This is a genomic window from Listeria innocua (genome assembly GCF_028596125.1).
Classification (GTDB): Bacteria; Bacillota; Bacilli; order Lactobacillales; family Listeriaceae; genus Listeria; species Listeria innocua.
In genome coordinates, this window is sequence record NZ_CP117229.1 from 375,207 (window position 1) to 395,942 (window position 20,736).

Annotated in this window: 23 protein-coding genes; 21 read left to right on the forward strand and 2 right to left on the reverse strand. The window is 38.1% G+C overall.

Annotated elements, in window-relative coordinates:
- The first annotated feature begins 13 nt into the window (after positions 1-13).
- The 4 genes from iolC (at position 14) to PQQ29_RS02400 (ending at position 3,882) form a co-directional block, all read left to right on the forward strand.
- Entirely contained in the window at positions 14-991 is a 978-nt protein-coding gene (iolC, locus tag PQQ29_RS02385) for a 5-dehydro-2-deoxygluconokinase (protein WP_187983980.1), read from the forward strand.
- 11 nt (positions 992-1,002) lie between these two features.
- Positions 1,003-2,919 (forward strand): 3D-(3,5/4)-trihydroxycyclohexane-1,2-dione acylhydrolase (decyclizing), encoded by a 1,917-nt coding sequence (gene iolD, locus PQQ29_RS02390; protein ID WP_187983981.1) that lies wholly within the window; start codon positions 1,003-1,005, stop codon positions 2,917-2,919.
- A 131-nt stretch (positions 2,920-3,050) separates the two neighbouring features.
- A complete protein-coding gene (locus tag PQQ29_RS02395; protein WP_112120182.1) occupies positions 3,051-3,422 on the forward strand; it encodes an iron chaperone in 372 nt (123 codons plus the stop codon).
- 91 nt (positions 3,423-3,513) lie between these two features.
- Entirely contained in the window at positions 3,514-3,882 is a 369-nt protein-coding gene (locus PQQ29_RS02400; RefSeq protein ID WP_003760353.1) for a hypothetical protein, read from the forward strand.
- A gap of 24 nt (positions 3,883-3,906) precedes the next feature.
- Here the strand turns inward: PQQ29_RS02400 and PQQ29_RS02405 are convergent, their stop codons facing one another.
- Positions 3,907-5,022, reverse strand: coding sequence for a low temperature requirement protein A (locus tag PQQ29_RS02405; RefSeq protein WP_187983982.1), 1,116 nt, complete (start codon positions 5,020-5,022; stop codon positions 3,907-3,909).
- A gap of 130 nt (positions 5,023-5,152) precedes the next feature.
- Between PQQ29_RS02405 and PQQ29_RS02410 the strand changes: the two genes are divergently transcribed.
- The 6 genes from PQQ29_RS02410 (at position 5,153) to PQQ29_RS02435 (ending at position 9,026) form a co-directional block, all read left to right on the forward strand.
- Entirely contained in the window at positions 5,153-5,818 is a 666-nt protein-coding gene (locus tag PQQ29_RS02410; protein ID WP_187983983.1) for a uracil-DNA glycosylase, read from the forward strand.
- Positions 5,819-5,982: 164 nt separating this feature from the next.
- Positions 5,983-6,282, forward strand: coding sequence for an NfeD family protein (locus tag PQQ29_RS02415; protein WP_003738085.1), 300 nt, complete (start codon positions 5,983-5,985; stop codon positions 6,280-6,282).
- A complete protein-coding gene (gene floA, locus PQQ29_RS02420; RefSeq protein ID WP_003723104.1) occupies positions 6,279-7,223 on the forward strand; it encodes a flotillin-like protein FloA in 945 nt (314 codons plus the stop codon). Before PQQ29_RS02415 ends, floA begins: the two co-directional genes overlap by 4 nt.
- A 34-nt stretch (positions 7,224-7,257) precedes the next feature.
- The gene (locus PQQ29_RS02425; RefSeq protein ID WP_045554322.1) at positions 7,258-7,710 is read left to right on the forward strand and encodes a hypothetical protein; all 453 of its coding nucleotides are present in this window, start codon (positions 7,258-7,260) and stop codon (positions 7,708-7,710) included.
- A 145-nt stretch (positions 7,711-7,855) separates the two neighbouring features.
- Entirely contained in the window at positions 7,856-8,539 is a 684-nt protein-coding gene (locus PQQ29_RS02430) for an NlpC/P60 family protein (protein ID WP_033533446.1), read from the forward strand.
- Between the two features lie 61 nt (positions 8,540-8,600).
- On the forward strand, positions 8,601-9,026 hold the full coding sequence (locus tag PQQ29_RS02435) for a GNAT family N-acetyltransferase (RefSeq protein WP_187983984.1): 426 nt from the start codon (positions 8,601-8,603) through the stop codon (positions 9,024-9,026).
- A gap of 3 nt (positions 9,027-9,029) precedes the next feature.
- Here the strand turns inward: PQQ29_RS02435 and proC are convergent, their stop codons facing one another.
- Entirely contained in the window at positions 9,030-9,830 is an 801-nt protein-coding gene (proC, locus tag PQQ29_RS02440) for a pyrroline-5-carboxylate reductase (RefSeq protein WP_187983985.1), read from the reverse strand.
- Between the two features lie 939 nt (positions 9,831-10,769).
- On the opposite strand from proC, the gene PQQ29_RS02445 reads away from it, so the two are divergent.
- From PQQ29_RS02445 to mngB, 11 genes are all read left to right on the forward strand, one after another.
- Positions 10,770-12,002 (forward strand): LPXTG cell wall anchor domain-containing protein, encoded by a 1,233-nt coding sequence (locus PQQ29_RS02445; RefSeq protein ID WP_187983986.1) that lies wholly within the window; start codon positions 10,770-10,772, stop codon positions 12,000-12,002.
- Positions 12,003-12,123: 121 nt separating this feature from the next.
- Positions 12,124-12,774 carry a GntR family transcriptional regulator gene (locus PQQ29_RS02450; RefSeq protein WP_003760365.1) on the forward strand — a complete coding sequence of 217 codons (651 nt, stop codon included), beginning with the start codon at positions 12,124-12,126 and terminating at the stop codon, positions 12,772-12,774.
- A gap of 44 nt (positions 12,775-12,818) precedes the next feature.
- Positions 12,819-13,418 (forward strand): efflux RND transporter periplasmic adaptor subunit, encoded by a 600-nt coding sequence (locus PQQ29_RS02455; protein WP_187984142.1) that lies wholly within the window; start codon positions 12,819-12,821, stop codon positions 13,416-13,418.
- Between the two features lie 17 nt (positions 13,419-13,435).
- Complete coding sequence (locus tag PQQ29_RS02460) at positions 13,436-14,110, forward strand: ABC transporter ATP-binding protein (protein WP_033533442.1); 675 nt, start codon at positions 13,436-13,438, stop codon at positions 14,108-14,110.
- On the forward strand, positions 14,107-15,273 hold the full coding sequence (locus PQQ29_RS02465) for an ABC transporter permease (protein WP_187983987.1): 1,167 nt from the start codon (positions 14,107-14,109) through the stop codon (positions 15,271-15,273). The genes PQQ29_RS02460 and PQQ29_RS02465 overlap by 4 nt, the downstream gene beginning before the upstream one ends.
- A gap of 17 nt (positions 15,274-15,290) precedes the next feature.
- On the forward strand, positions 15,291-15,434 hold the full coding sequence (locus PQQ29_RS02470; RefSeq protein WP_003760374.1) for a BH0509 family protein: 144 nt from the start codon (positions 15,291-15,293) through the stop codon (positions 15,432-15,434).
- A gap of 71 nt (positions 15,435-15,505) precedes the next feature.
- Positions 15,506-15,988: an SRPBCC family protein gene (locus PQQ29_RS02475; protein WP_187983988.1), complete on the forward strand. Its 483-nt coding sequence runs from the start codon at positions 15,506-15,508 to the stop codon at positions 15,986-15,988.
- Between the two features lie 169 nt (positions 15,989-16,157).
- Positions 16,158-16,616: a PTS sugar transporter subunit IIA gene (locus tag PQQ29_RS02480; protein WP_003770368.1), complete on the forward strand. Its 459-nt coding sequence runs from the start codon at positions 16,158-16,160 to the stop codon at positions 16,614-16,616.
- Positions 16,613-16,945 carry a PTS fructose transporter subunit IIB gene (locus PQQ29_RS02485; protein WP_003729043.1) on the forward strand — a complete coding sequence of 111 codons (333 nt, stop codon included), beginning with the start codon at positions 16,613-16,615 and terminating at the stop codon, positions 16,943-16,945. The genes PQQ29_RS02480 and PQQ29_RS02485 overlap by 4 nt, the downstream gene beginning before the upstream one ends.
- Positions 16,946-16,948: 3 nt before the next feature.
- On the forward strand, positions 16,949-18,061 hold the full coding sequence (locus PQQ29_RS02490; RefSeq protein WP_003723113.1) for a PTS fructose transporter subunit IIC: 1,113 nt from the start codon (positions 16,949-16,951) through the stop codon (positions 18,059-18,061).
- 21 nt (positions 18,062-18,082) lie between these two features.
- Entirely contained in the window at positions 18,083-20,710 is a 2,628-nt protein-coding gene (gene mngB, locus PQQ29_RS02495) for a mannosylglycerate hydrolase (protein ID WP_187983989.1), read from the forward strand.
- Positions 20,711-20,736: the final 26 nt, after the last annotated feature.

The following is a 20,736-nucleotide window of genomic DNA, read 5'->3' on the forward strand; positions in this document are numbered from 1 at the left end:
GAGGATTTGGAGCATGAATCTAAACAAATATAGCGAACGAAAATTTGATTTAATCACAGTAGGACGCGCTTGCATTGATTTGAATGCGGTCGAATACAATCGTCCAATGGAAGAAACGATGACTTTTTCTAAATATGTGGGTGGTTCCCCGGCGAATATTGCGATAGGAACCGCAAAACTCGGCTTAAAAGTAGGCTTTATCGGCAAAATTTCAGATGATCAACATGGTAGGTTTATTGAAAAATATATGCGCGATTTGAATATAAACACGGCTGGAATGGTGAAAGATACAGCTGGGCGCAAAGTTGGTTTGGCGTTTACGGAAATTAAGAGCCCGGAAGAATGTAGTATTTTAATGTATCGTGAAAATGTAGCGGATTTATATTTGACGCCGGAAGAGATTTCGGAAGACTACATAAAAGAAACACGGGTGCTCCTCATTTCAGGTACAGCTTTAGCGCAAAGTCCATCACGGGAAGCCGTTTTAAAAGCAGTCCACCTAGCTCAGAAAAACGATGTAATAGTCGCTTTTGAACTGGATTATCGCCCGTATACTTGGAAAAATACGGAAGAAACAGCGGTTTATTATTCACTTGTCGCGGAACAAGCGGATGTGATAATCGGTACGCGTGACGAATTTGATATGATGGAAAATCAAATTGGTGGTAACAATGAAATGACAATAGACAATCTTTTCAAACATAAAGCAGAAATTATCGTGATTAAGCACGGTGTAGAAGGGTCTTTTGCGTATACAAAAGCAGGCGAAACATTCCGAGCACAAGCCTATAAAACTAAAGTCCTCAAAACATTTGGCGCAGGAGATTCCTATGCATCTGCATTCTTATATGGACTGTTTAGCGGCGAAAATATCGAAACAGCACTTAAATTCGGAAGTGCGGCGGCTTCGATTGTTGTGAGTAAACATAGTTCTTCCGATGCGATGCCAACAGCCGATGAAATTAAAGCGCTTATTGCGAACGCGGATTAGGAGGGATTTTGATGACTGAAAAAACAATTCGACTAACTACTGCGCAAGCTTTGGTGAAATTTTTAAATCAACAGTATATTGAGGTGGACGGTGAATCTGCGCCGTTTGTGGACGGGATTTTCACATTGTTTGGGCACGGGAATGTGGTTGGGATTGGGCAGGCTTTGGAAGAAAATCCAGGTCATTTAAAAGTCTACCAAGGAAAAAATGAGCAGGGCATGGCGCACGCGGCAATCGCCTATGCAAAACAAAAAAATCGTAAGCGCATCTACGCATGTTCCACGTCAGCTGGACCAGGTTCTGCTAACTTAATTACAGCAGCTGGAACAGCATTTGCAAACAATTTACCAGTATTATTCTTGCCAGCCGACACATTCGCAACCAGACAGCCCGACCCAGTTTTGCAACAACTAGAGCATGAGTCGAGTACAGCAATCACAACCAACGATGGCTTCCAAGCAGTTTCAAAATATTTTGACCGTGTGCAGCGACCAGAGCAACTAATGAGCGCACTGATTCGCGCCTTTGAAGTCATGACCAACCCAGTAAGCGCCGGCCCAGCAACAATCTGTATCGCGCAAGACACAGAAGGAGAAGCATTCGATTACCCAGTAACGTTTTTCCAAAAAAGAATCCACTATCTTAATCGGCAAATTCCGACAAAACGCGAACTAACCGAGGCGGCGAAACTTATCAAAGCTAGCCAGACCCCGGTTATCATTGTTGGAGGTGGCGCCCGCTATTCAGATGCCCGCAAAGAATTAATCGCCCTTTCCGAACAAAACGACATTCCGCTCGTCGAAACGCATGCTGGGAAATCCACCGTGGAGTTTAGCTTCAAAAACAACCTAGGCGGCACAGGCATCCTCGGTACACTGGCTGCAAATAAAATAATCCACGAGGCCGATTTAGTGATTGGAATTGGCACACGCTATACCGATTTCACAACGAGCTCCAAGACAGCCTTTAACCCAGCGACTAAATTTATCAATATCAACGTCAGCCGTATGCAAACATATAAACTAGATGCCTTCCAAGTGGTCGGTGATGCCAAAGCAACCCTAATCGAACTCACGCCACTTTTAAAAGGATACAAAACCCAATTTGGTGACAAGATTTCGACGTATAAAAAAGAATGGCTAAAAGAACGAACACGTCTACAACATACAAAATTCAATCGTGATAATTTCGCTCCAGAAATCAAAAATCAATTTGATCAAACAACTTTAAACGAATATGCCGATAGCTTACAGACGGAATTCACACAAACCGAAGCATTGATTACAATTAATGATACCGTGGCGCCAGATAGCATCGTAGTGTGTTCAGCTGGTTCACTTCCGGGCGACCTGCAACGACTGTGGAATCCCGCTGTACCAAACACGTATCACCTAGAATATGGCTACTCTTGCATGGGCTACGAAATAAATGGTGCTCTTGGTGCAAAAATGGCCGCAAGCGATAACCAAGAAGTATACTCTATCGTCGGTGATGGCAGTTTCTGCATGTCCCACTCTGAACTACTGACTTCCTTACAATACGGCAAAAAAATTAACATTATGCTCTTCGATAATTCCGGATTTGGCTGTATCAACAATCTTCAAATGGCAAATGGTAGTGAAAGTTTCTTCTGTGAATTCCGCGATAACAATAACCAAATTATGCAAGTCGATTACGCTAAAATTGCAGAAGGATACGGCGCAAAAGTCTATAAAGCCAACACAAAAGAAGACTTAGTCAACGCGTTAGAAGACGCCAAAAAACAAACCAAAACAACTTTAATCGACATGAAAGTGTTGCCTAAAACCATGTCAGAAGGCTACCTTAACTGGTGGAATGTAGGCGTTTCCGAAGTTTCAAATAAAGAGAGCATCACCCGAGCATACGAAGCGAAACAAATAAACCTGAAAAAAGCCCGACTATATTAAGCTAAACAAAAACAAGCCTGACTCAGAGGCTTGTTTTTGTTTGCCGTATCTAATAGCCGCGCCTTGCATCACAGCAGTTTTTCTTTATAATAAGAGTAACTGTAAGATTATGTTTTTTAGGAGGAAATAATATGGAAGCTTTTGCAGAATATCTAGCTGAGATTGAAAACCCGGAACACCGCGCACGAACACAAGAAGTTTTAACCTGGGTGGCGGAAACTTTTCCAAATCTAAAGCCAGAAATCAAATGGAATACACCAATGTTCACCAATAATGGTACGTTCATCATTGGATTCTCAATTGCAAAACAGCATATGAGTGTTTCCCCAGAAGTAGCTGGAATTGATCGTTTTGAAACGGAACTGAAAGAAGCTGGTTATAGTCATACGAAGGGAATTTTCCGGATTTTATGGAAGAAACCAGTAGATTTTGATTTACTAGCAAAAATAATCGAGTTTAATATTCAAGATAAAGCTAATTATAGTAGTTTTTGGCGCGTATAAGTAAATTATAGTTACTTTGTCGCGTAGCAAATCCGGATTTTTTATGACATAATAAATAAGCTAAAATGTATTTTAAAAAGAGTGGTGTAAAATGCGTATTTTTTGTGGAATTATGTCAATCCAAGCAGGCTTTATTGGTGCTCTTGCTGAACTACTAAGTCCTGACAGCAAAAAAAATAACTTGTTTATGATACCGGAAGATCTTGCGGCGTCATCGGGCTATCTAATGTCACTTGCGATGATTTTAGCAGGAATCCTCATTATTTGTGCTTATCGAAATGATTTTCTAATATTTATGGCACTAATTTTATGGCTATTTGGACTTGTTTTTGGACTGATTTTCACCCCTAGTTATTCTGGATTCTATTTCCGTCCAATCGTATGTTTAATAAGCTTCTTAATGGGCCTGTTTATTTTTACGGATTATACAAGACATCGAGATGTGAACGAAGAAAGGTGAGCGAAATGCCCACCTTTTTTTATTTTATATCCGTGCAGGTCGCGAAGTCCGAAACTGCAACCCAAGATCAATCAATGCACAAATCCAAATGCTTACAAAACTAACAAATAACGGTAAATTTGTATAAAGATTAAGGAAAAACAACCCAACGAGAAGCAATAATAAAAGCGCATCTTTCCAAAAAGAAAAGCTCACTTCCACCTTTTTGTGGGTTATAAAAACGAATTGTTTTGAGATGAAAAATAGTGCTACAGAGCCAAACAACATCAAAAGTAATACGTTTTTTTCTAAATGATCCTCAAACAATAAATGCAAATTCGCCGCAAGTAGCATAATGGAAATAATAATAAAGAAATGTCCATAAATTAAGTACTGCCCATATGTTTCTTTATGATGATCGATTATTTTTTCAAAGCTATGAAAGTAAGAGACGAAGAGTGTGCTGATAATTAAAAAGCCGAGAAAAGTATAGCTGATAGTGTATAAATCAAGCGTATGCCCCACCAAAATGGTAGTAATCGCGACGATGCTCTCACCAAATGTAATAATGACGAACAAACCAAATCGCTCTGCCAAATGCGGGAAATCAACGGGAACTTTCCGTAATGTTTTTGCTAAGAATAACGGTAAAATAATATCAACTGCGATACCTAGATACATTACTAAATAACGAATAAAGCCATCAAAGAAAACCGAAGTAGCTGTCGTGAAAACCCCAAGCAGAAACACACTTCCTAGTATAATCGCCACCTTGCGCGCGTTTCCACTTAGCTGTCTACTAATAACAAAATACTGAATAACCGTAATAAATCGAATGCCTAAATAACCAATTAAAAAAGTATAGTACGTATTTGAAAAAGTTAAATCAAAGCTCGCCGTCATCAAAATCAAGAAAAACATTTGCGGCAACATATAAAGTTCAGGTAATTTTATCTTTTCACCAAAACGGTTGAAAAACATCGTCTGCCCCACCCATGCCCAAAACATCGGCGTTACCATCAGTAAATATTCGCCAAAATAAACAGCTGTTTTATCGGGATGATTATCAACACTAAGTAAAAGATGGGTCGTGGAAGCAACCGCGGTAACAAATATTAAATCAAAAAATAATTCTAGCCAAGAAACTTTTCTTTCAGTCATTATTTCACCCCATTAAATGCTCTTTTTTTAAAATTATACCACGCGGAAAGCTATTCTTATTTACTTTTGACAGTGGCTTGTCGAGAAAAGTATAATGGAGGAACAAATTACTAGGACGGGAGAGAGCAAAATGGTGAAAACTTGGGATGAATTTTTAGAGCAAGAAGCCAAACAGCCTTATTTTATAGAATTGATGAAAGCTGTGAGTGAAGCGAGAGAAGAAGGAAATGTTTATCCATCAGAGGAAGATATGTTTTCGTGTTTCCGCTTATGCCCTTATGATAAAGTCAAAGTTGTCATCCTTGGTCAAGACCCTTATCATGGCCCAGGTCAGGCACATGGCTTAAGTTTTTCTGTGCAAAAAGACGTTCGAATCCCGCCAAGCCTTCGAAATATTTACAAGGAACTAAAAAGCGACTTGGATATTGATCCAGCTAATCACGGTTATCTTGCTAAATGGGCGGAACAGGGAGTTTTACTAATGAACACAAGCTGGAGTGTGGAGGAAGGGAAAGCCGGAAGCCACAAAAAATTAGGTTGGGCGACATTTACCAATCACGTTTTAGAAGAATTAAATAATTACGATAAGCCGCTCGTCTTTATTTTATGGGGAAATCACGCTATAAAAGCTGCAAGTGGTATCACTAATCCAAAACATTTACTGATTAAAGGAGTACATCCATCACCCCTTGCCGCAAGTCGTGGCTTTTTCGGAAGTAGACCATTTTCAAAAACTAATGAGTTCTTAAAAGAGAATAATAGAACGCCAATTGATTGGGATTTAAATAGTAAATAATAGCAACATTTTGTCGTTTTTTCTTCCTATTATAAATTTTTCTTTAAAAGTGAAAAAATTTACAGAATAATTGCTAAAAGTTTTTTACATAAAGTTTCTTTCATGTTATGGTTATTACAGGAGATAGTTAAAACTTAAAAAAGTTCCTAAAGAAGGTGACTGGTTTGAAGCATAATTTTACAGAAGATGACTTTGTTTATGGAGAATCATGGGGACTCGTGCATCGGGGGGTTTTAGAGGACAAAGAAATAGAAAGAATGAAAGCGCTACGAGACAAAGTAGTGGGCAAAAAAGGTGTAGCACAAACGACACTTAAACCGATTGGCAGTGTCAGAATAGACGGAGAAGTCTATGAAGCTCGCTTGAAAACAGGTTATTTGGAAGTTGGAAAACCAATAATTGCAGTAGGTATCGATTTCGGATACGTACTAGTTAATGAAGATATACAGGAGGGAGAAAAATGACAATGATTGGACCAATTATTATCGCAGTATTGATTATCATCTTTTTAATCGTCTTTTTTACTTTAGTACCAGTGGGGTTATGGATTAGTGCATTATCCGCACGTGTACCAGTAGGACTAGGAACATTAATCGGGATGAGATTACGTCGGGTTGTACCTTCTCGCGTTGTAAAACCGTTAATTAAAGCAGTAAAAGCAGGACTTGATTTAGAAGTAAACCAACTTGAAAGTCACTATTTAGCAGGTGGGGACGTGGATAACACAGTTGATGCGTTAATCGCCGCACACCGCGCAAATATTGAATTAGATTTTAGCCGTGCAGCAGCCATTGACCTTGCTGGACGTGACGTACTTGAAGCAGTACAAACTTCTGTAACACCAAAAGTTATCCGTACACCTGAATTTACTGGTGTGGCGCAAAATGGGGTAGAAGTAAAAGTTATTACACAAATTACCGTACAATCTAATATTGAACGTATCGTCGGTGGTGCGGGTGAAGATACAGTTATCGCGCGTGTCGGTGAAGCTGTAGTATCTACAGTCGGTGAAACGAGAGAACATACAGACGTACTTGAAAATCCAAACAGCATTTCGAAAAAAGTCCAAGAACAAGGACTTGGAGACGGAACTGCATACACAATTTTATCTATTGATATTGCTGAGATGCGTATCGGTGACAACATTAAAGCAAAACTAGACATCGAAAAAGCCAACGCGGACATGGAAGTTGCTCAAGCAGCTGCATCGAAACGTAAAGCTGAAGCGATTGCCCTAGAACAAGAAAACAGAGCTGCCGTAGTAGCCGCAGAAGCAGAAGTACCACGTGCTCTTTCTCGCGCTTTAGAAGAAGGCAACTTAGGCGTAATGGATTACTACAAAATGGAAAATGTACAATCAGATACAGCAATGCGCGAATCGATTGCACACGAAGACGAAAAATAAACCTTGATCTTTTGCAAGAAAGAAGGTGTTTTCATTGGATTTAAATGATTTTCTAAATAGTGGCTGGGAAGGTGTTTTAGTTATCCTTGGGGTGATTGGCGTTATTGTAAATCTCCTTAGTAAATCGGGCAAGGCAGCTGACAGCGAAAAAAAAGAACCATCCAAGCTAAGCCAAATGTCGCGTGCGAACTACAAACCGCAACATCATAACCAAACCACTAAAAAACCACAAAAACGAAAAGTATCACAAGGAACTTTTACACAAAATAAAGAACAAGACAAAGTTATCGCGGAACAAAAAGCCGCACAAGAGAAAATGTTAAGAGAAATCCGCCGGGAATCCGACGTGGCCAAAGGGAAAAAGATAATGAAAACTTCCACGCATCGCCCTAAAAAAGCTCGAAAATTACGGGGTAGATTACAGGAAGCAATAATTACCAAAGAAATCCTTGATAAACCAGTCTCTTTACGAAAAAACCATCTATAGAAATAAGCTCAAGAACTCGTTTCTTGGGCTTATTTTTTTGCTGTGTCCAAACTGTTACATAATAAAGTTAAGTTTTAAAATAGCTGTATTACAACTGTAACATTCACCTGATATGCTGTGGGTATATAAAAAAGGGGTGCGTGGATTGAAAATAATAGCAGCGAGAAGAAAGATTTTTTTTGCGTTAATAGCTTTAATGATTTCTTTTTCAGTACTATTTTTACCAACAAATAGCGCATCAGCAGCAACTACTTACAAGATGACGACAACAGCTGATGTAAATGTTCGCACAGCAGACAATACAAGCGGCAAAGTCATCGGTTTTTACAAAAAGGGTACTACGGTTACTTTTACAGCCAAAACAAAAAATAACTGGTACAAAACAACATACAACGGTAAAGTAGGATATGTTTCAGGTAAATGTTTAACTACATACAAAGCACCTGTTGCAACAACACAAAGTTTTACCGCATTAAATAATGAAGCGAGAAAACACCTTGGCAAGCGCTATAAAATCGGCGCAACTGGCCCAAGCTGCTTTGATTGCTCTGGATATACGCAATATGTATATTCAAAAGGAATAAAAAAATCTATTCCTCGTACAGCTAAACAGCAATATGCTTCCGCCAAAAAAATTAAAGCAAGCGAACTAAAAAACGGCGATTTAATTTTCTTTAATTACGGCAAAGGGATTGCCCATGTTGGGATTTATGTAGGAAATGGAAAAATGCTTAACGCCCAAAATAACGGCGTGAAATACGACACTATCAAATCTGGCTACTGGAAAAAATATATTGCTGGATACGGTCGTGTAGCAAATTTAAAATAATTTTACAAAGCGTCACTTTCCGGTGATGCTTTTTTGTGTAATTAATAAGGAGGAATCATAAGTGGAGTTTAGTATAAAAGAAATGCCTTTAGAAGAGTTGGAACCGAAAGTAATCGAAGGTCTGATGAATCATAAAGAAAGAATGGGATACTCGATACCTAAAAGTGAACCTGTTTTTATTGGATTTGCGGCGATAAATCACGAAGGAGAAATAGTCGGTGGCGTAACAGCTAAAATGAGTTACGGTGAACTCTATGTGTCACTGCTTTCAGTAGATCAAAAAATGCAAGGAACAGGGGTAGGGACAGCATTAATAGAACAAGTAGAAAGATATGGTAGAGAACATCATTGCCACCATATCTCTCTAACGACATTCAGTTATCAAGCTCCGGAATTTTATAAAAAATGTGGTTTCATAGAGCTTGGCCGTATCACAGATTTTCCATTAAAAGGTGAGGAAAAATACTTTTTCGTCAAATATCTATAAAGTCTACATGGAACTGTTTTTGTTAGCAGCGGCTTGAACGGCACTAATGACAGAGGAACGGAAACCTGTATCTTCCAGTGACTTGACTGCTTCGATTGTTGTTCCACCAGGAGAGGTGACCATGTCTTTTAGTTTTCCAGGATGTTCGCCAGTTTCTAATACCATTTTTGCGGCACCAAGAACGGCTTGAGCTGCGAATTTATAAGCTTTATCTCGCGGCATACCCTTCAAAACAGCTCCATCAGCAAGCGCCTCGATAAACATATACACATATGCTGGGGACGAACCACTGACGCCCACTACGGCATCCATCAAGTTCTCAGCAACAACTTCGGCTTTTCCAAAACTAGAAAAAATAGTAGAAATATGCGCTGTTTCTTCCGCAGTTACATTGCTATTAGGCGAAATGGATGACATTGCTTCGCCGACAAGCGCCGGGGTATTTGGCATAACGCGAACAATTTTAGTTTCTGTTGACGTTAATTCTTCTAAGTCTTTAATTGTAACCCCTGCTGCTACAGAAATAACGATTTTTTCAGGTATTATCTTATCTTTTACTGCTGTTAAAATCTCAGGAATAGTATAAGGCTTAACGGATAAAATGATAATATCTGCTTGTTCTGCAAGTTGAGCGATATCCGTTGTTAATTGAATTCCGTTAAATTCCGTTTTAAGTGGTTTTAATTTTTCCATATCTCTACCACACACAAGAATGTCTTCTTCTTTCCCCAAGTTAGCTTTTGCTAAACCACGAATCATTGCTGCACCCATATTTCCCGCGCCTATAAAACCGATTTTTTTCATACTAATTTTCGCTCCTAACAAAATCTTTTTTTCTATTATCTCACGTTATGTGGCTTTGTCCAGCTTTTGAGGAGTGTAGCAACAGTCAAATTAGATTTAAAACAACCTTAGGACTTATTCTAAGGTTTTTTGAGTTTGGGATTGTATTTTTTGTGAAAAAAAGTCTGTTTTTGAACTAAACTTGTAAAGCCATTCATGAAATTTATAGCGCAACTAAACTTTGGCTCGTATGAATAATAAAATGTAGCGAAAATGTGTCAAAAGCGACTCGCTTGACAACTAAAAATAAACATTATTGTGATAATTGTCCCCAAATAAGTGATTCTGAGCAACAGTGAAAATTAGCTTAGGATACCATATAGCACTCAATGTTTTTAAGGTTTGAAAGCGCTATAAATGGCGTTTTTATCAGCTATAATTAACATTGGATAACAGTTCCAACTACATAATACTGCGAGGTGAAAACATTGAATTTCTTTCTACAATTATTAGGCAACTTTTCTGGCGCTTTAAATTTCCCAGACGTAACAGAAATCCTAAACAACTTAATTAAAGTTATTTTTGGTTGATTTCAAAAAAATAAAACAAGAGAGGAGGTAACTAAAGTTGAATTTCTTTCTACAATTATTAGGTAATTTCTCAGGAGCGCTTAACTTCCCGGAAATCACAGGATTATTAAACAACTTAATGAAAGCAATCTTTGGTTGATTTTCACAAAAATAAAACAGCAGAGGAGGCCACTAAAAAATGAATTTCTTTTTACAATTATTAACTAACCTTTCAGGAGCATTCAATTTCCCAGAAATCACAGGATTACTAAACAACTTAATCAAAGGAATCTTTGGTTGATTGCTCATTAGAATAAGTTGAAATATAGGGTTAAGGCTGACTTAACCCTATTTTGTAATTAAAGATGTAAATGAGGAGGATTTTTAATCCATGAAAAAAATAATCGCGTTAATCACAACAGTTGCACTTCTATCAATGGTTGTCTTTAACTTTATTCCGAGTATGGTTGCAGATGCGGCTAGTACTTCCGAGAGCAATTTGACATATAAAGATGTACGAAATGGTTTTTACTTTGTTGGATATGAAGATGTGCAACTTGAAAAAGGTAAAAGTTATAAATATACAGTAGCTTATGAAGCAAATGTTGACATGCAAGCGACTGATACTGTTACAGGTCAATCAGCAAAAGCAGGACTATTTATACCAAATTCGTCTGGCGTAGAACTTGATAGTAACAATGTGACTACTACACAAAATAACGTAGTCGATGTAGCAAATGACGGAAATAAAGTATTTACACATACATTTGAATTTACAGTAAAAGAAGATACAAAAGCAGATATTGGTACTTATTTAGGAGCAGGATCTGTCATCCCAACGACTCCAGATGCAACAATAATCTGGAAAAACGTATCAGTAACAAATGAAACGCCCGCAGAACAACCAGAAGCTCCAGTTATTAATGCAGAAGATAAAACAATCGAACAAAACGAAACTTTTGATGCATTAAAGGAAGTAACTGCAACAGATAAAAAAGATGGCGACCTTACAAAAAGCGTCAAAGTAACTAAAAACACAGTGGATACGACGAAAAGCGGCGAGTATGACGTTGACTATAGTGTGACAAACTCAAGCAAACTCACAACGACAAAAAGCATCAAAGTAACCGTTACTCCTGTAGAAACAAAAACAAACACAGCTCCAGTTATTGATGCAAAAGATCAAACAATCAAAGTTGGTGACCTATTTAATTCGTTAAAAGGAGTTACGGCAACGGATAAAGAAGACGGCGATCTAACAGCGAAAATTAAAGTAACAAAAGACACTGTAAACAATGCGGAAAAAGGCGTTTACCAAGTAACTTATACAGTTACAGATTCCGGTAATCTATCAGCCTCTCTTACAATCAAAGTGACTGTTACTCAAGATGGAAAATTAATTGTTAATCCAAGCGATCCGACAAATCCAGCTGATCCATCCAATCCAGAAGTAACAAAAACTCCTGTAGAATTTGAAAGAGCTTCAGTTGATCCAACAACGACTAAAGTAAATGTGAACAAAATTCCAAAAACTGGTGATAGCTCGATGATATGGGTAGTCTTAGCAGGACTAGGCTTAACTACCATTGGCATCAGCTCTTATCGCAAAAAAGCAAATAGATAATTTATCATTGATGAAAAGAGTATGCTAGATCTGAAATCAGATACTCTTTTCATTAACTAGATGATAAAATGGCAATCAAGGGCTATTTTTAAAGAGCTTTACACAGAGAGGGGAGTCATTTATGCCAAAAATTGCTAAAAGTGATCGATTGGAGAATGTTGCTTTTGAGTACATTAAGAACAAAATTACAACAGGGGAGTATCCTACCGGGTACAGAGTAGTAGAAGCGAAATTGTCTCAAGAATTAAACATGAGCAGAACACCAATTAGAAGGGCGATTATTAATCTTTGCCATTCTGGTTTTTTAGTTCATCAGTATAATCGTGGTGCCTTCGTTCAAAATACAGAGGTAACAATTACTGAGTTTTTTTCAAGAATGAAATTGGTCGAACTTTTAGTGTATGAAAGCACGGAAAAATTAGCTTTACGGGAAGATTATATTGTTGTAGATGACATCATAGAAATAGCAGAAAAAGTAATTCAATATGAAAAAAATAGAGAATATGAGTTAATGCGGGGTGCTTTTGAAGATTTTATTAGCACGTTTATCGGTAAGTTGAACAATGATTACTTTAATAGAGTAATTCAAGATTTATGGAATGAAATAAATGACAACGCAACCAAAGAAGTAAGACTTATTATTGTTTCTGCGAGTGATCGAATTGCGGAAGAATTAGCGCACATGATTGAAATTTTAAAATCATGGAATTACGAACAATTAAAAAAATGTTTTCAACACATAATGAACGCAATGATTTTAATTGCTTTTTAAAGAGAGGTTTATAACTATTGAAAAAAATAAGCTGGATGATTATCATGCTGATTATCGTTGCTATATCAGTAGGCTATTATTTTATAAAAGAAAATGAGAAAAAAACACCACAAGTAATTAATTACAAAACAGTCGAAGCGAATAAAACAGACTTAAGCGTCTATGTTTCCGCAGAAGGTCATATCATAAAAACAGTAAATGAATGGCCAGATTATAAAGATTTTGCAGTACAAATTATGGTGGACGAGCTAGAAATCAATCAAATAAAAGAAAAACAAGCAGCAAATGTCCACGTTGAAGCCGTAGATAATAAGATTTACAAAGGCAAAGTTTCTGATATAGATGAAAAAGGCATCATAAACGGCTCCGTAACATCGTATAAAGTTACGATTGATTTGGAAAATGATGATAATTTAAAAGAAAATATGTCAGTAAGTGCTGACGTGCTCGTGGCACTAGAAAAAATGATTCTGACAATCCCGATAGAAGCAGTTCACACAGATAAACAAGACAAAAATTATGTTTATATTGTTGATGAAAATAAGCAAAAAAAGAAAATCTGGATTGAAACAGGAAAACATAATACAAAATCTATCCAAGTAGTAAAAGGACTTACAGAAGGACAACCTGTGATTATTCCTTAAATGGAGGAGAGTGCGACATGATTCAACTATTTAACATCTCAAAATCCTACCAAATGGGAGAAAACACAATAAAAGCATTAGACGACATATCGCTTCAAATCAGTGAAGGTGAATTTTTAGCCATTATCGGCCCATCTGGTTCTGGAAAATCTACCTTAATGAATATACTTGGAATTCTTGATAAGGCGACGGTTGGTGAGTACTATCTCAATAAAAGGAATTTAATGCGCGTATCAGACCGAAAGATTTCTAAAATTAGAAATCGGAAAATCGGTTTTATTTTCCAGCAATTTAATTTAATGCCCCGACTCACTGCTTTTGAAAATGTAGAATTGCCGCTTGTATATCGAGGTGTAGGTAAAGCTGTTCGAAAAAGAGTCGTATTAAAAAGTTTAGAACGAGTTGGATTATTAGATAAAAAGAAACATCTACCTGCCCAGCTTTCAGGAGGTCAGCAGCAACGTATCGCGATAGCACGAGCCATAGCAGGAAGTCCGGAAATAATACTAGCAGATGAACCAACAGGCGCGCTTGATTCTAAAACCGGAGAAGAAGTAATGTCGTTGCTTAAAGAAATTCACCGAGAAGGAAATACATTAATTATGATTACACACGATCAAGAAATCGCCCAACAAGCAGAGCGAATAATAGAAATTAAAGACGGCAAACTCTGTGAATGGAACAAATTATGAATATTTTTCAAAGCATTAAATTAGCTCTAAAACAACTACTATCCGCCAAATTTCGAACATTTTTAACAATGCTTGGAATTATTATTGGTGTTTTTTCTGTTATATTACTTGTTTCAATTGGCGAGGCGATTTCAAAAAATGTTTCTAGCCAATTAGGAGATATGGGGAGTAATCTGGTATCTGTTAGCTTTTATTCCGATAATCCAAACGAGAAATTCACCTATAAAGAAGCGAATGGCCTTTTGAATGAGGAAGAAATTGGTTCGCCGGAAGTAATGAAGACCAAAGAAGTAAGAACGAATGTAAAGACAGCAAATAGCCAAGTAACTGGAGTAAATGAAGATTATGCGACTATAAAAAACTTAGAACTTACATCAGGTCGATTTTGTTCTAATGTAGATGTTCGATTTGCTCAAAAAGTGACTGTCATCGGTTCAGAAATTGCTAAAACGTATTTTAAAAATCAAAATCCAGTAGGAAAACATATCCAAATTGCCGGCGCTAGATATTTAGTTATTGGCGTTTTAAAAGAAAAAGGCGAGAGCTTATTCGGGTCAGCGGACAAGAAACTTTTTATTCCGGTCACTTCCGCAGAACGACTTTTTAAAACGGATTCTGTAGATTTATACTATATTCAAACTAAAAATACAGAACAAGTACCGGACGTTGTGAAGCGGACAAAACAGCAACTAAGCCAACTTTTTCCAAATAATAAAGAGGCGTATACGGTTGTCAATCAACAACAGGCGCTTGATACATTTGACAGCATTACTAGCACGCTTACCATTGGTTTAGGGGCGATTGCTGGGATTTCTTTGCTCGTTGGCGGGATTGGAATCATGAATATTATGCTCGTCTCGGTTTCAGAACGAACGCGAGAAATTGGTATTAGAAAAGCAATTGGTGCAAGTAGTGGGGACATTTTGAGGCAATTTTTGATTGAAGCGATTGTGCTTAGTTTGTTAGGCGGAGGTATCGGTATTTTACTCGGAATTTTTTCCGCGCAAATAGTTACAGCCGCATCTAGTTTTGACATGCATGTTTCTGCTACGACGATTCTTTTAGCAGTTGGATTTTCGATGTTTATTGGAATTGTGTTTGGTGTAGTGCCAGCGCAGAAAGCTTCGAAAAAAATGCCGATAGATGCGTTACGAGCAGATTAACTATAGGGGGCGTTTTTATGGAGAAAGAACAACAAGTCGATGATACATGGGTTTTAGTAGAAATTGTTAGTCTAGTAACCAATGTAGAACGACAAAGACTGAGAGAACTTAGTTACGCTGACTTAGAAGAATTTTATGAAAGAGTTGTGGTAGAACAATAAAGAAAATCCTACTTTTTGCGAGAATAATAAAACTATGCGAAAATAAAAGCAAATTAGTAGGAGGGGTTTAGATGTACGAATCGATTAGGAAACGTGATGATGGTACGACGCTCGTTGAATTTGGATTAGAAGTAAATGCGGAAGTAGCAGATGTATTTTCCTTATTAACGACCAACGAAGGGCTAGCAAAGTGGTTTAATGAGCTTGAAATAGGCGAGCTTGGCGCAAATGGGCATCTTCTTTTCATCATGACTCCTGAAGAAAAAATAACCATGCCAATCCGTGCATTTGAACCTAACAAAAAAATCGCCTTTCAGTGGGATCAAGATGAAGTAGCGTTTGAACTATACGAAATCGCGGGAAACAAAACAAAGTTAGTTTTTACAGAACAACTGACCGCAATTACAGAGCACAGCCCAAGAGATGTTTCCGGTTGGCATATTTGCCTGAAAAAACTACAAGCAAGCGCGGAGAAAAAGACGTACGATTTTAACAAAGCCACATTTGAAACCCTATTTGCCAAATACCAAAAAGCATTGAATAACGAAAAATAAATCCTTTAGAAAAGCCATAAATGAAGCTGGAAACGCTTTGTTTATGGCTTTTTTCTGTTTCAATTAATCTTTTTCCACTTTAACTGGAAATTCCTTATGTTCAAAAAAGTAATCGGTTTCATTAGAATGTAATTGTAAGCAAGGCATTGAAAAAATACGGGGTGACGAAATGATAGTATCGGAAGAACAATTATTTTTAAATCAGCATCTAAGCACAAAAGAAGAAGTGCTAGCTTTTATTGCAGACAAGGCAGAAGAAATCGGTATCACAACAAATTCAGCTCAGGTAGAACGCGACTTATGGGCTCGCGAAAAAGAATACGCGACTGCAGTACAACAATTAATCGCCATTCCACATGCGAAAACAGAGGCAATATCGGAGGCGAAACTGCTTTTTATTCGCCTAGTTGAACCGATTGATTGGGATTCCAAAGAAGGCTTTAAAGCACAAGCTATTTTTGCGATATTAGTTCCAGCAAGCGAGGCAAGTCAGCAACATTTGAAAATTTTATCAAGTGTGGCTGTGAATTTACTAGAAGAAGCGTTTCAAGAACAAATTTTAACGATTCAAACGGAACATGAGCTAATGGATTACTTGAAAGATAATTTGGAAGGAGAATTGATATGAAAGTTGTAGGAGTTACGTCATGTATTGCAGGGCTTGCGCATACACCAATGGCAGCCAAAGCACTAGAAAAAGCTGGAGTAAAATTAGGACACGATGTCAAAATTGAACAACAAGGAGCGATGGGCACAATTGATGAAATTACGCCAGCCGAAGTGAGCGCAGCAGATGTAGTTATCATCGCAGCAGATAAAGTTATCGACGGGGAAGATCGTTTCAAAGGAAAACCAGTCGTTCGTGTGAAAATTGGTCAATGTGTTGCGAACGGGGAAGCGGTGTTAAGTAAAGTAGTTGCAGCAATTGAAGCACGTAAACAAAAGGAGGCTAACTAAGTCATGAAAGGGAAATTAAACGAAGCAAAAGACCACTTAATGTCGGGTATATCGTATGCGCTACCAGTCATTATCGCAGGGTCACTTGTTGTAGCTGTTGCAAAATTGATTGGGATTATCGGTGGCGTTACAAATCTAGATGCCTACGCAGATGCAAGCGGATTTTATCATTACGTTTACTTATTCCAAAATGTAGGTTGGGCGGCAATTGGCTTACTTAACTTAGTACTTGCGGGATATATTGCTTATTCTATCGCTGGGAAACCTGCTCTTGCTGCTGGTTTTGTCGGCGGGGTCCTTGCTACTAGTACAAATGCTGGTTTCTTAGGCGCCGTTGTTGCTGGTTTCTTCGCAGGTTGGTTAACAAACTGGGTGAAAAAACATGTTCGAATCACTGGACCTGCTGCAAGTTCTTTACCACTAATTATTTTGCCACTTATCACAGTTGGTGCCACGGGGATACTGATGTCGCTAATTCTCGGCGGACCACTTGGTTGGTTAAACCAAACGTTACTTGATTGGGTAACTGAAATGTGTAAAAACGATACAAACGTCATTATTCTCGCACTTATTTTAGGAGCTATGATTGGTTTTGACCTTGGTGGACCGGTAAACAAAGCTGCTTGGATGGCTGGGAATGCGCTATTTATGAGTGGCATTTACCTACCTTCGATCATGATTAATGTCGCAATTTGTATTCCGCCACTTGGCTACGGAATTGCTACACTTTTACGCAAAAAGAATTATTCTACTACATTCAAAGAAGCTGGAAATGGTGCACTAATTATGGGACTGATTGGCGTTACAGAAGGTGCGATTCCATTTACACTACGTAGCCCTGGTAAATTAATTCCGCTAAATGTAATTGCCTGTGCGATTGGTAGTGCAGTAACAATGGGACTTGGCGCTTATGTGAAAATGCCGCCGATTGGTGGAATGTATGGTTTCTTCACCATTGGTAACGGCTGGGCTTACTTAGTTGGTGGCTTGGTTGGTGCATTTATCATCGGAATCTGCGCTAACTTATTCGTGAATTTCACCGAAGAAGAAACAGCTGCAGCAGATGACGCTGTAGATGATATTGATATTAGTTTTGATGAAATAGAGATTAAATAATAGTTGGAGGATTTAATTAAAATGGCTAAAACGAAAGTACATGTAATTCCGCATTCGCACTGGGATAGAGAATGGTATTTCACTTCAAGCCGTTCGACAATCTATTTAGTGAAGCATTTAAAAGAAGTGATTGAAACTTTAGAAGCGAAAGACGATTACCATTTTTACTTAATGGATGCCCAAAGTTCTTTAATAGAAGATTATTTACGCTATTGCCCCGAAGATAAAACTAGATTAGAAAAACTTATTGCTGAAAAACGGCTTATTACAGGGCCTTGGTATACACAAACGGACCAATTAGTCATTTCACAAGAATCAATCGTTAGAAACTTGCTGTATGGAACGAGAATCGCTCGCGAAATGGGACATAGTATGGCTGTCGGCTATGTCCCCGATGCATTCGGACAAGGCGGGAATATGCCGCAAATTTATAAAGAATTTGGGATTTCAAAGTTTCTATTTTGGCGCGGGGTTGCCGATAATCGCTTGAAACAAACCGAATTTATCTGGCGCGGTGATGATGGAACAGAAATGCTAGCAGAACAAATCCCATTCGGCTACTACTACGGAGCGAACATTCCGGAAAATGAAGCGGAACTAAAAACGTATTTGGATGAGCAAATTGGCGCTTTAGAAGAAAAAGCATCCACGCCAAACGTATACTTCCCGAACGGCTTAGACCAAGCGCCAGTCAGAAAAAACTTGCCAGAATTGGTTGCGAAATTTAATGAATTAGATCATTCGCGTGAATACCAAATCGCTTCTCCAGAAACATTTTTTGCTGATTTGGAAAAAGATGTAACTGATTTACCGGTCATTGCTGGGGAATTAACAGAAGGTAAACATAGCCGTCTGCACAAATCGATTTTCTCCACTCGGGCAGATTTAAAACAAGCAAATAATGAAATCGAAAACTTTTTAAGCAATGTGCTAGAGCCGGTTCTGTCGATAAGCTACTCACTTGGAAATCGCTATCCACACAATGAGCTCGCGGAAATTTGGAAATTGATGTTTGAAAATGCTGCGCACGATAGCATTGGTGGCTGTAACAGTGACACGACTAACCGCGACGTCAAACATCGCTATAAATTGGCTTCGGATTTAGCAACCAATTTACTCGATTTAAACATGCGTCTAATTAGCGAAAAAATCGCACAAAAACAACCATTCCAATTTACCGTTTTCAACCCACTGCCATACGAAAAAAGCGGCGTGATTAAAATGACCGCGTATATCCCAGAAGACAATTTCACCATAGAAGATACGCGAGGAAACACGCTTGAATACACCATTCTAGAGAAAAAGGACTTAACGGAATATGTCTTAAATCAACATATTTATCTGAACCCAAGCAAACCAGTTTATTTACCAGAAAAAGTCTTTTTAGCAACGATGCTAGTCGATGTGAACAGCATTCCAGCGCTTGGATATGACACAATCTACTTTAATTTAGAAAAAGAAGTAGCTGAACAACAACCAAAACAATCTGCTGAAACAAAAATCGAAAATGAGTTTTACAAAATTCAGTTAGCAGATAATAATTCATTAACAATCTATGATAAGAAATCCGGAAGAACCTACACAGACCAAATGATTTTTGTGGAAAATGGTGATGACGGAGATTCCTACAATTATTCACCGCCGCGTAAAGATCTATTAATTTCATCTAAAGAAGCGATAATAGATAGCGTAGAGGCAAGTGTATCGGGCATTAACCAAACTTTAACTATTTCCTTCAAGTTAAATGTACCGTATAATCTAGAAGAACGTGCAAATGGTGAAAAAACAAAAGAAATGACAATCAAAACGTTAATTTCTTTACGAAAAAGCGAAGAGCTTATTCGCTTTGATGTGCAAGTTATCAACCAAGTACTGAGCCATCGTTTATGCGTCACTTTCGCAACTGAAATAGCTAGCAAATTTTCCACAGCTGACCAATTATTCGCCCCAATCAACCGTCCTGTACGACTGCCAGAAATGGACGTATGGGAAGCGGAAGAATGGCAAGAAGCACCCATTTCGATTGAAGCAATGCAAAGCTTCGTAAGTTTACATGATGAATCGCACGGTGTTGCCGTAATGACAGAAGGCGTGCGCGAATATGAAATCATTGGTGAAAATTATGATACGATTTCGCTAACATTATTCCGCACATTTAGTCATATGGGTAAAACGGATTTACTGTACCGTCCTGGTCGTGCTTCCGGTGAATCAATCGTTGAAACACCTGATGCTCAATTACTCGGCGAAATAAACGCCACATTTGCGCTAACCTTATTTGAAAGTTCTTTTGACGAAGCAAACATTGCGAAAAAAACAAAAGAATACTTATCAAATCCACCAGTTTACCAAATGTCTGATTTTCTTAATGGTCGGTTGATTTACGTATATCGCGACGAAGAAAAAACATTAGACAGCACGTATAGCTTGGGACTCCCAGTGATAGATGGGGCGATTATTAGTGCAGTGAAAAAAGCCGAGGATAGTGATGCCTTCATTACCCGCTTTTTCAACCCTTATTTACAAAAAGAAATTGCCATCCCAGAAATTTTCCAAGGCAAAGAACGTCACTTGGATGAAAGCAATGAAGCTGAAACAAAAACAACCTTAACACACGCTAAAGTGCAAACATATTTATTTGAAAAGTAAAGTTTAACTACCTCAAAAAGGAGCTG

Coding starts and splice junctions, on each gene's coding strand:
- PQQ29_RS02480 (WP_003770368.1), top strand. CDS start 16,158: ATGATAGTATCGGAAGAACAATTATTTTTAAATCAGCATCTAAGCACA.
- PQQ29_RS02475 (WP_187983988.1), top strand. CDS start 15,506: ATGTACGAATCGATTAGGAAACGTGATGATGGTACGACGCTCGTTGAA.
- PQQ29_RS02405 (WP_187983982.1), bottom strand. CDS start 5,022: ATGACTGAAAGAAAAGTTTCTTGGCTAGAATTATTTTTTGATTTAATA.
- PQQ29_RS02470 (WP_003760374.1), top strand. CDS start 15,291: ATGGAGAAAGAACAACAAGTCGATGATACATGGGTTTTAGTAGAAATT.
- floA (WP_003723104.1), top strand. CDS start 6,279: ATGACAATGATTGGACCAATTATTATCGCAGTATTGATTATCATCTTT.
- PQQ29_RS02490 (WP_003723113.1), top strand. CDS start 16,949: ATGAAAGGGAAATTAAACGAAGCAAAAGACCACTTAATGTCGGGTATA.
- iolC (WP_187983980.1), top strand. CDS start 14: ATGAATCTAAACAAATATAGCGAACGAAAATTTGATTTAATCACAGTA.
- PQQ29_RS02395 (WP_112120182.1), top strand. CDS start 3,051: ATGGAAGCTTTTGCAGAATATCTAGCTGAGATTGAAAACCCGGAACAC.
- proC (WP_187983985.1), bottom strand. CDS start 9,830: ATGAAAAAAATCGGTTTTATAGGCGCGGGAAATATGGGTGCAGCAATG.
- PQQ29_RS02460 (WP_033533442.1), top strand. CDS start 13,436: ATGATTCAACTATTTAACATCTCAAAATCCTACCAAATGGGAGAAAAC.
- PQQ29_RS02455 (WP_187984142.1), top strand. CDS start 12,819: ATGCTGATTATCGTTGCTATATCAGTAGGCTATTATTTTATAAAAGAA.
- iolD (WP_187983981.1), top strand. CDS start 1,003: ATGACTGAAAAAACAATTCGACTAACTACTGCGCAAGCTTTGGTGAAA.
- PQQ29_RS02465 (WP_187983987.1), top strand. CDS start 14,107: ATGAATATTTTTCAAAGCATTAAATTAGCTCTAAAACAACTACTATCC.
- PQQ29_RS02485 (WP_003729043.1), top strand. CDS start 16,613: ATGAAAGTTGTAGGAGTTACGTCATGTATTGCAGGGCTTGCGCATACA.
- PQQ29_RS02445 (WP_187983986.1), top strand. CDS start 10,770: ATGAAAAAAATAATCGCGTTAATCACAACAGTTGCACTTCTATCAATG.
- PQQ29_RS02450 (WP_003760365.1), top strand. CDS start 12,124: ATGCCAAAAATTGCTAAAAGTGATCGATTGGAGAATGTTGCTTTTGAG.
- PQQ29_RS02400 (WP_003760353.1), top strand. CDS start 3,514: ATGCGTATTTTTTGTGGAATTATGTCAATCCAAGCAGGCTTTATTGGT.
- mngB (WP_187983989.1), top strand. CDS start 18,083: ATGGCTAAAACGAAAGTACATGTAATTCCGCATTCGCACTGGGATAGA.
- PQQ29_RS02410 (WP_187983983.1), top strand. CDS start 5,153: ATGGTGAAAACTTGGGATGAATTTTTAGAGCAAGAAGCCAAACAGCCT.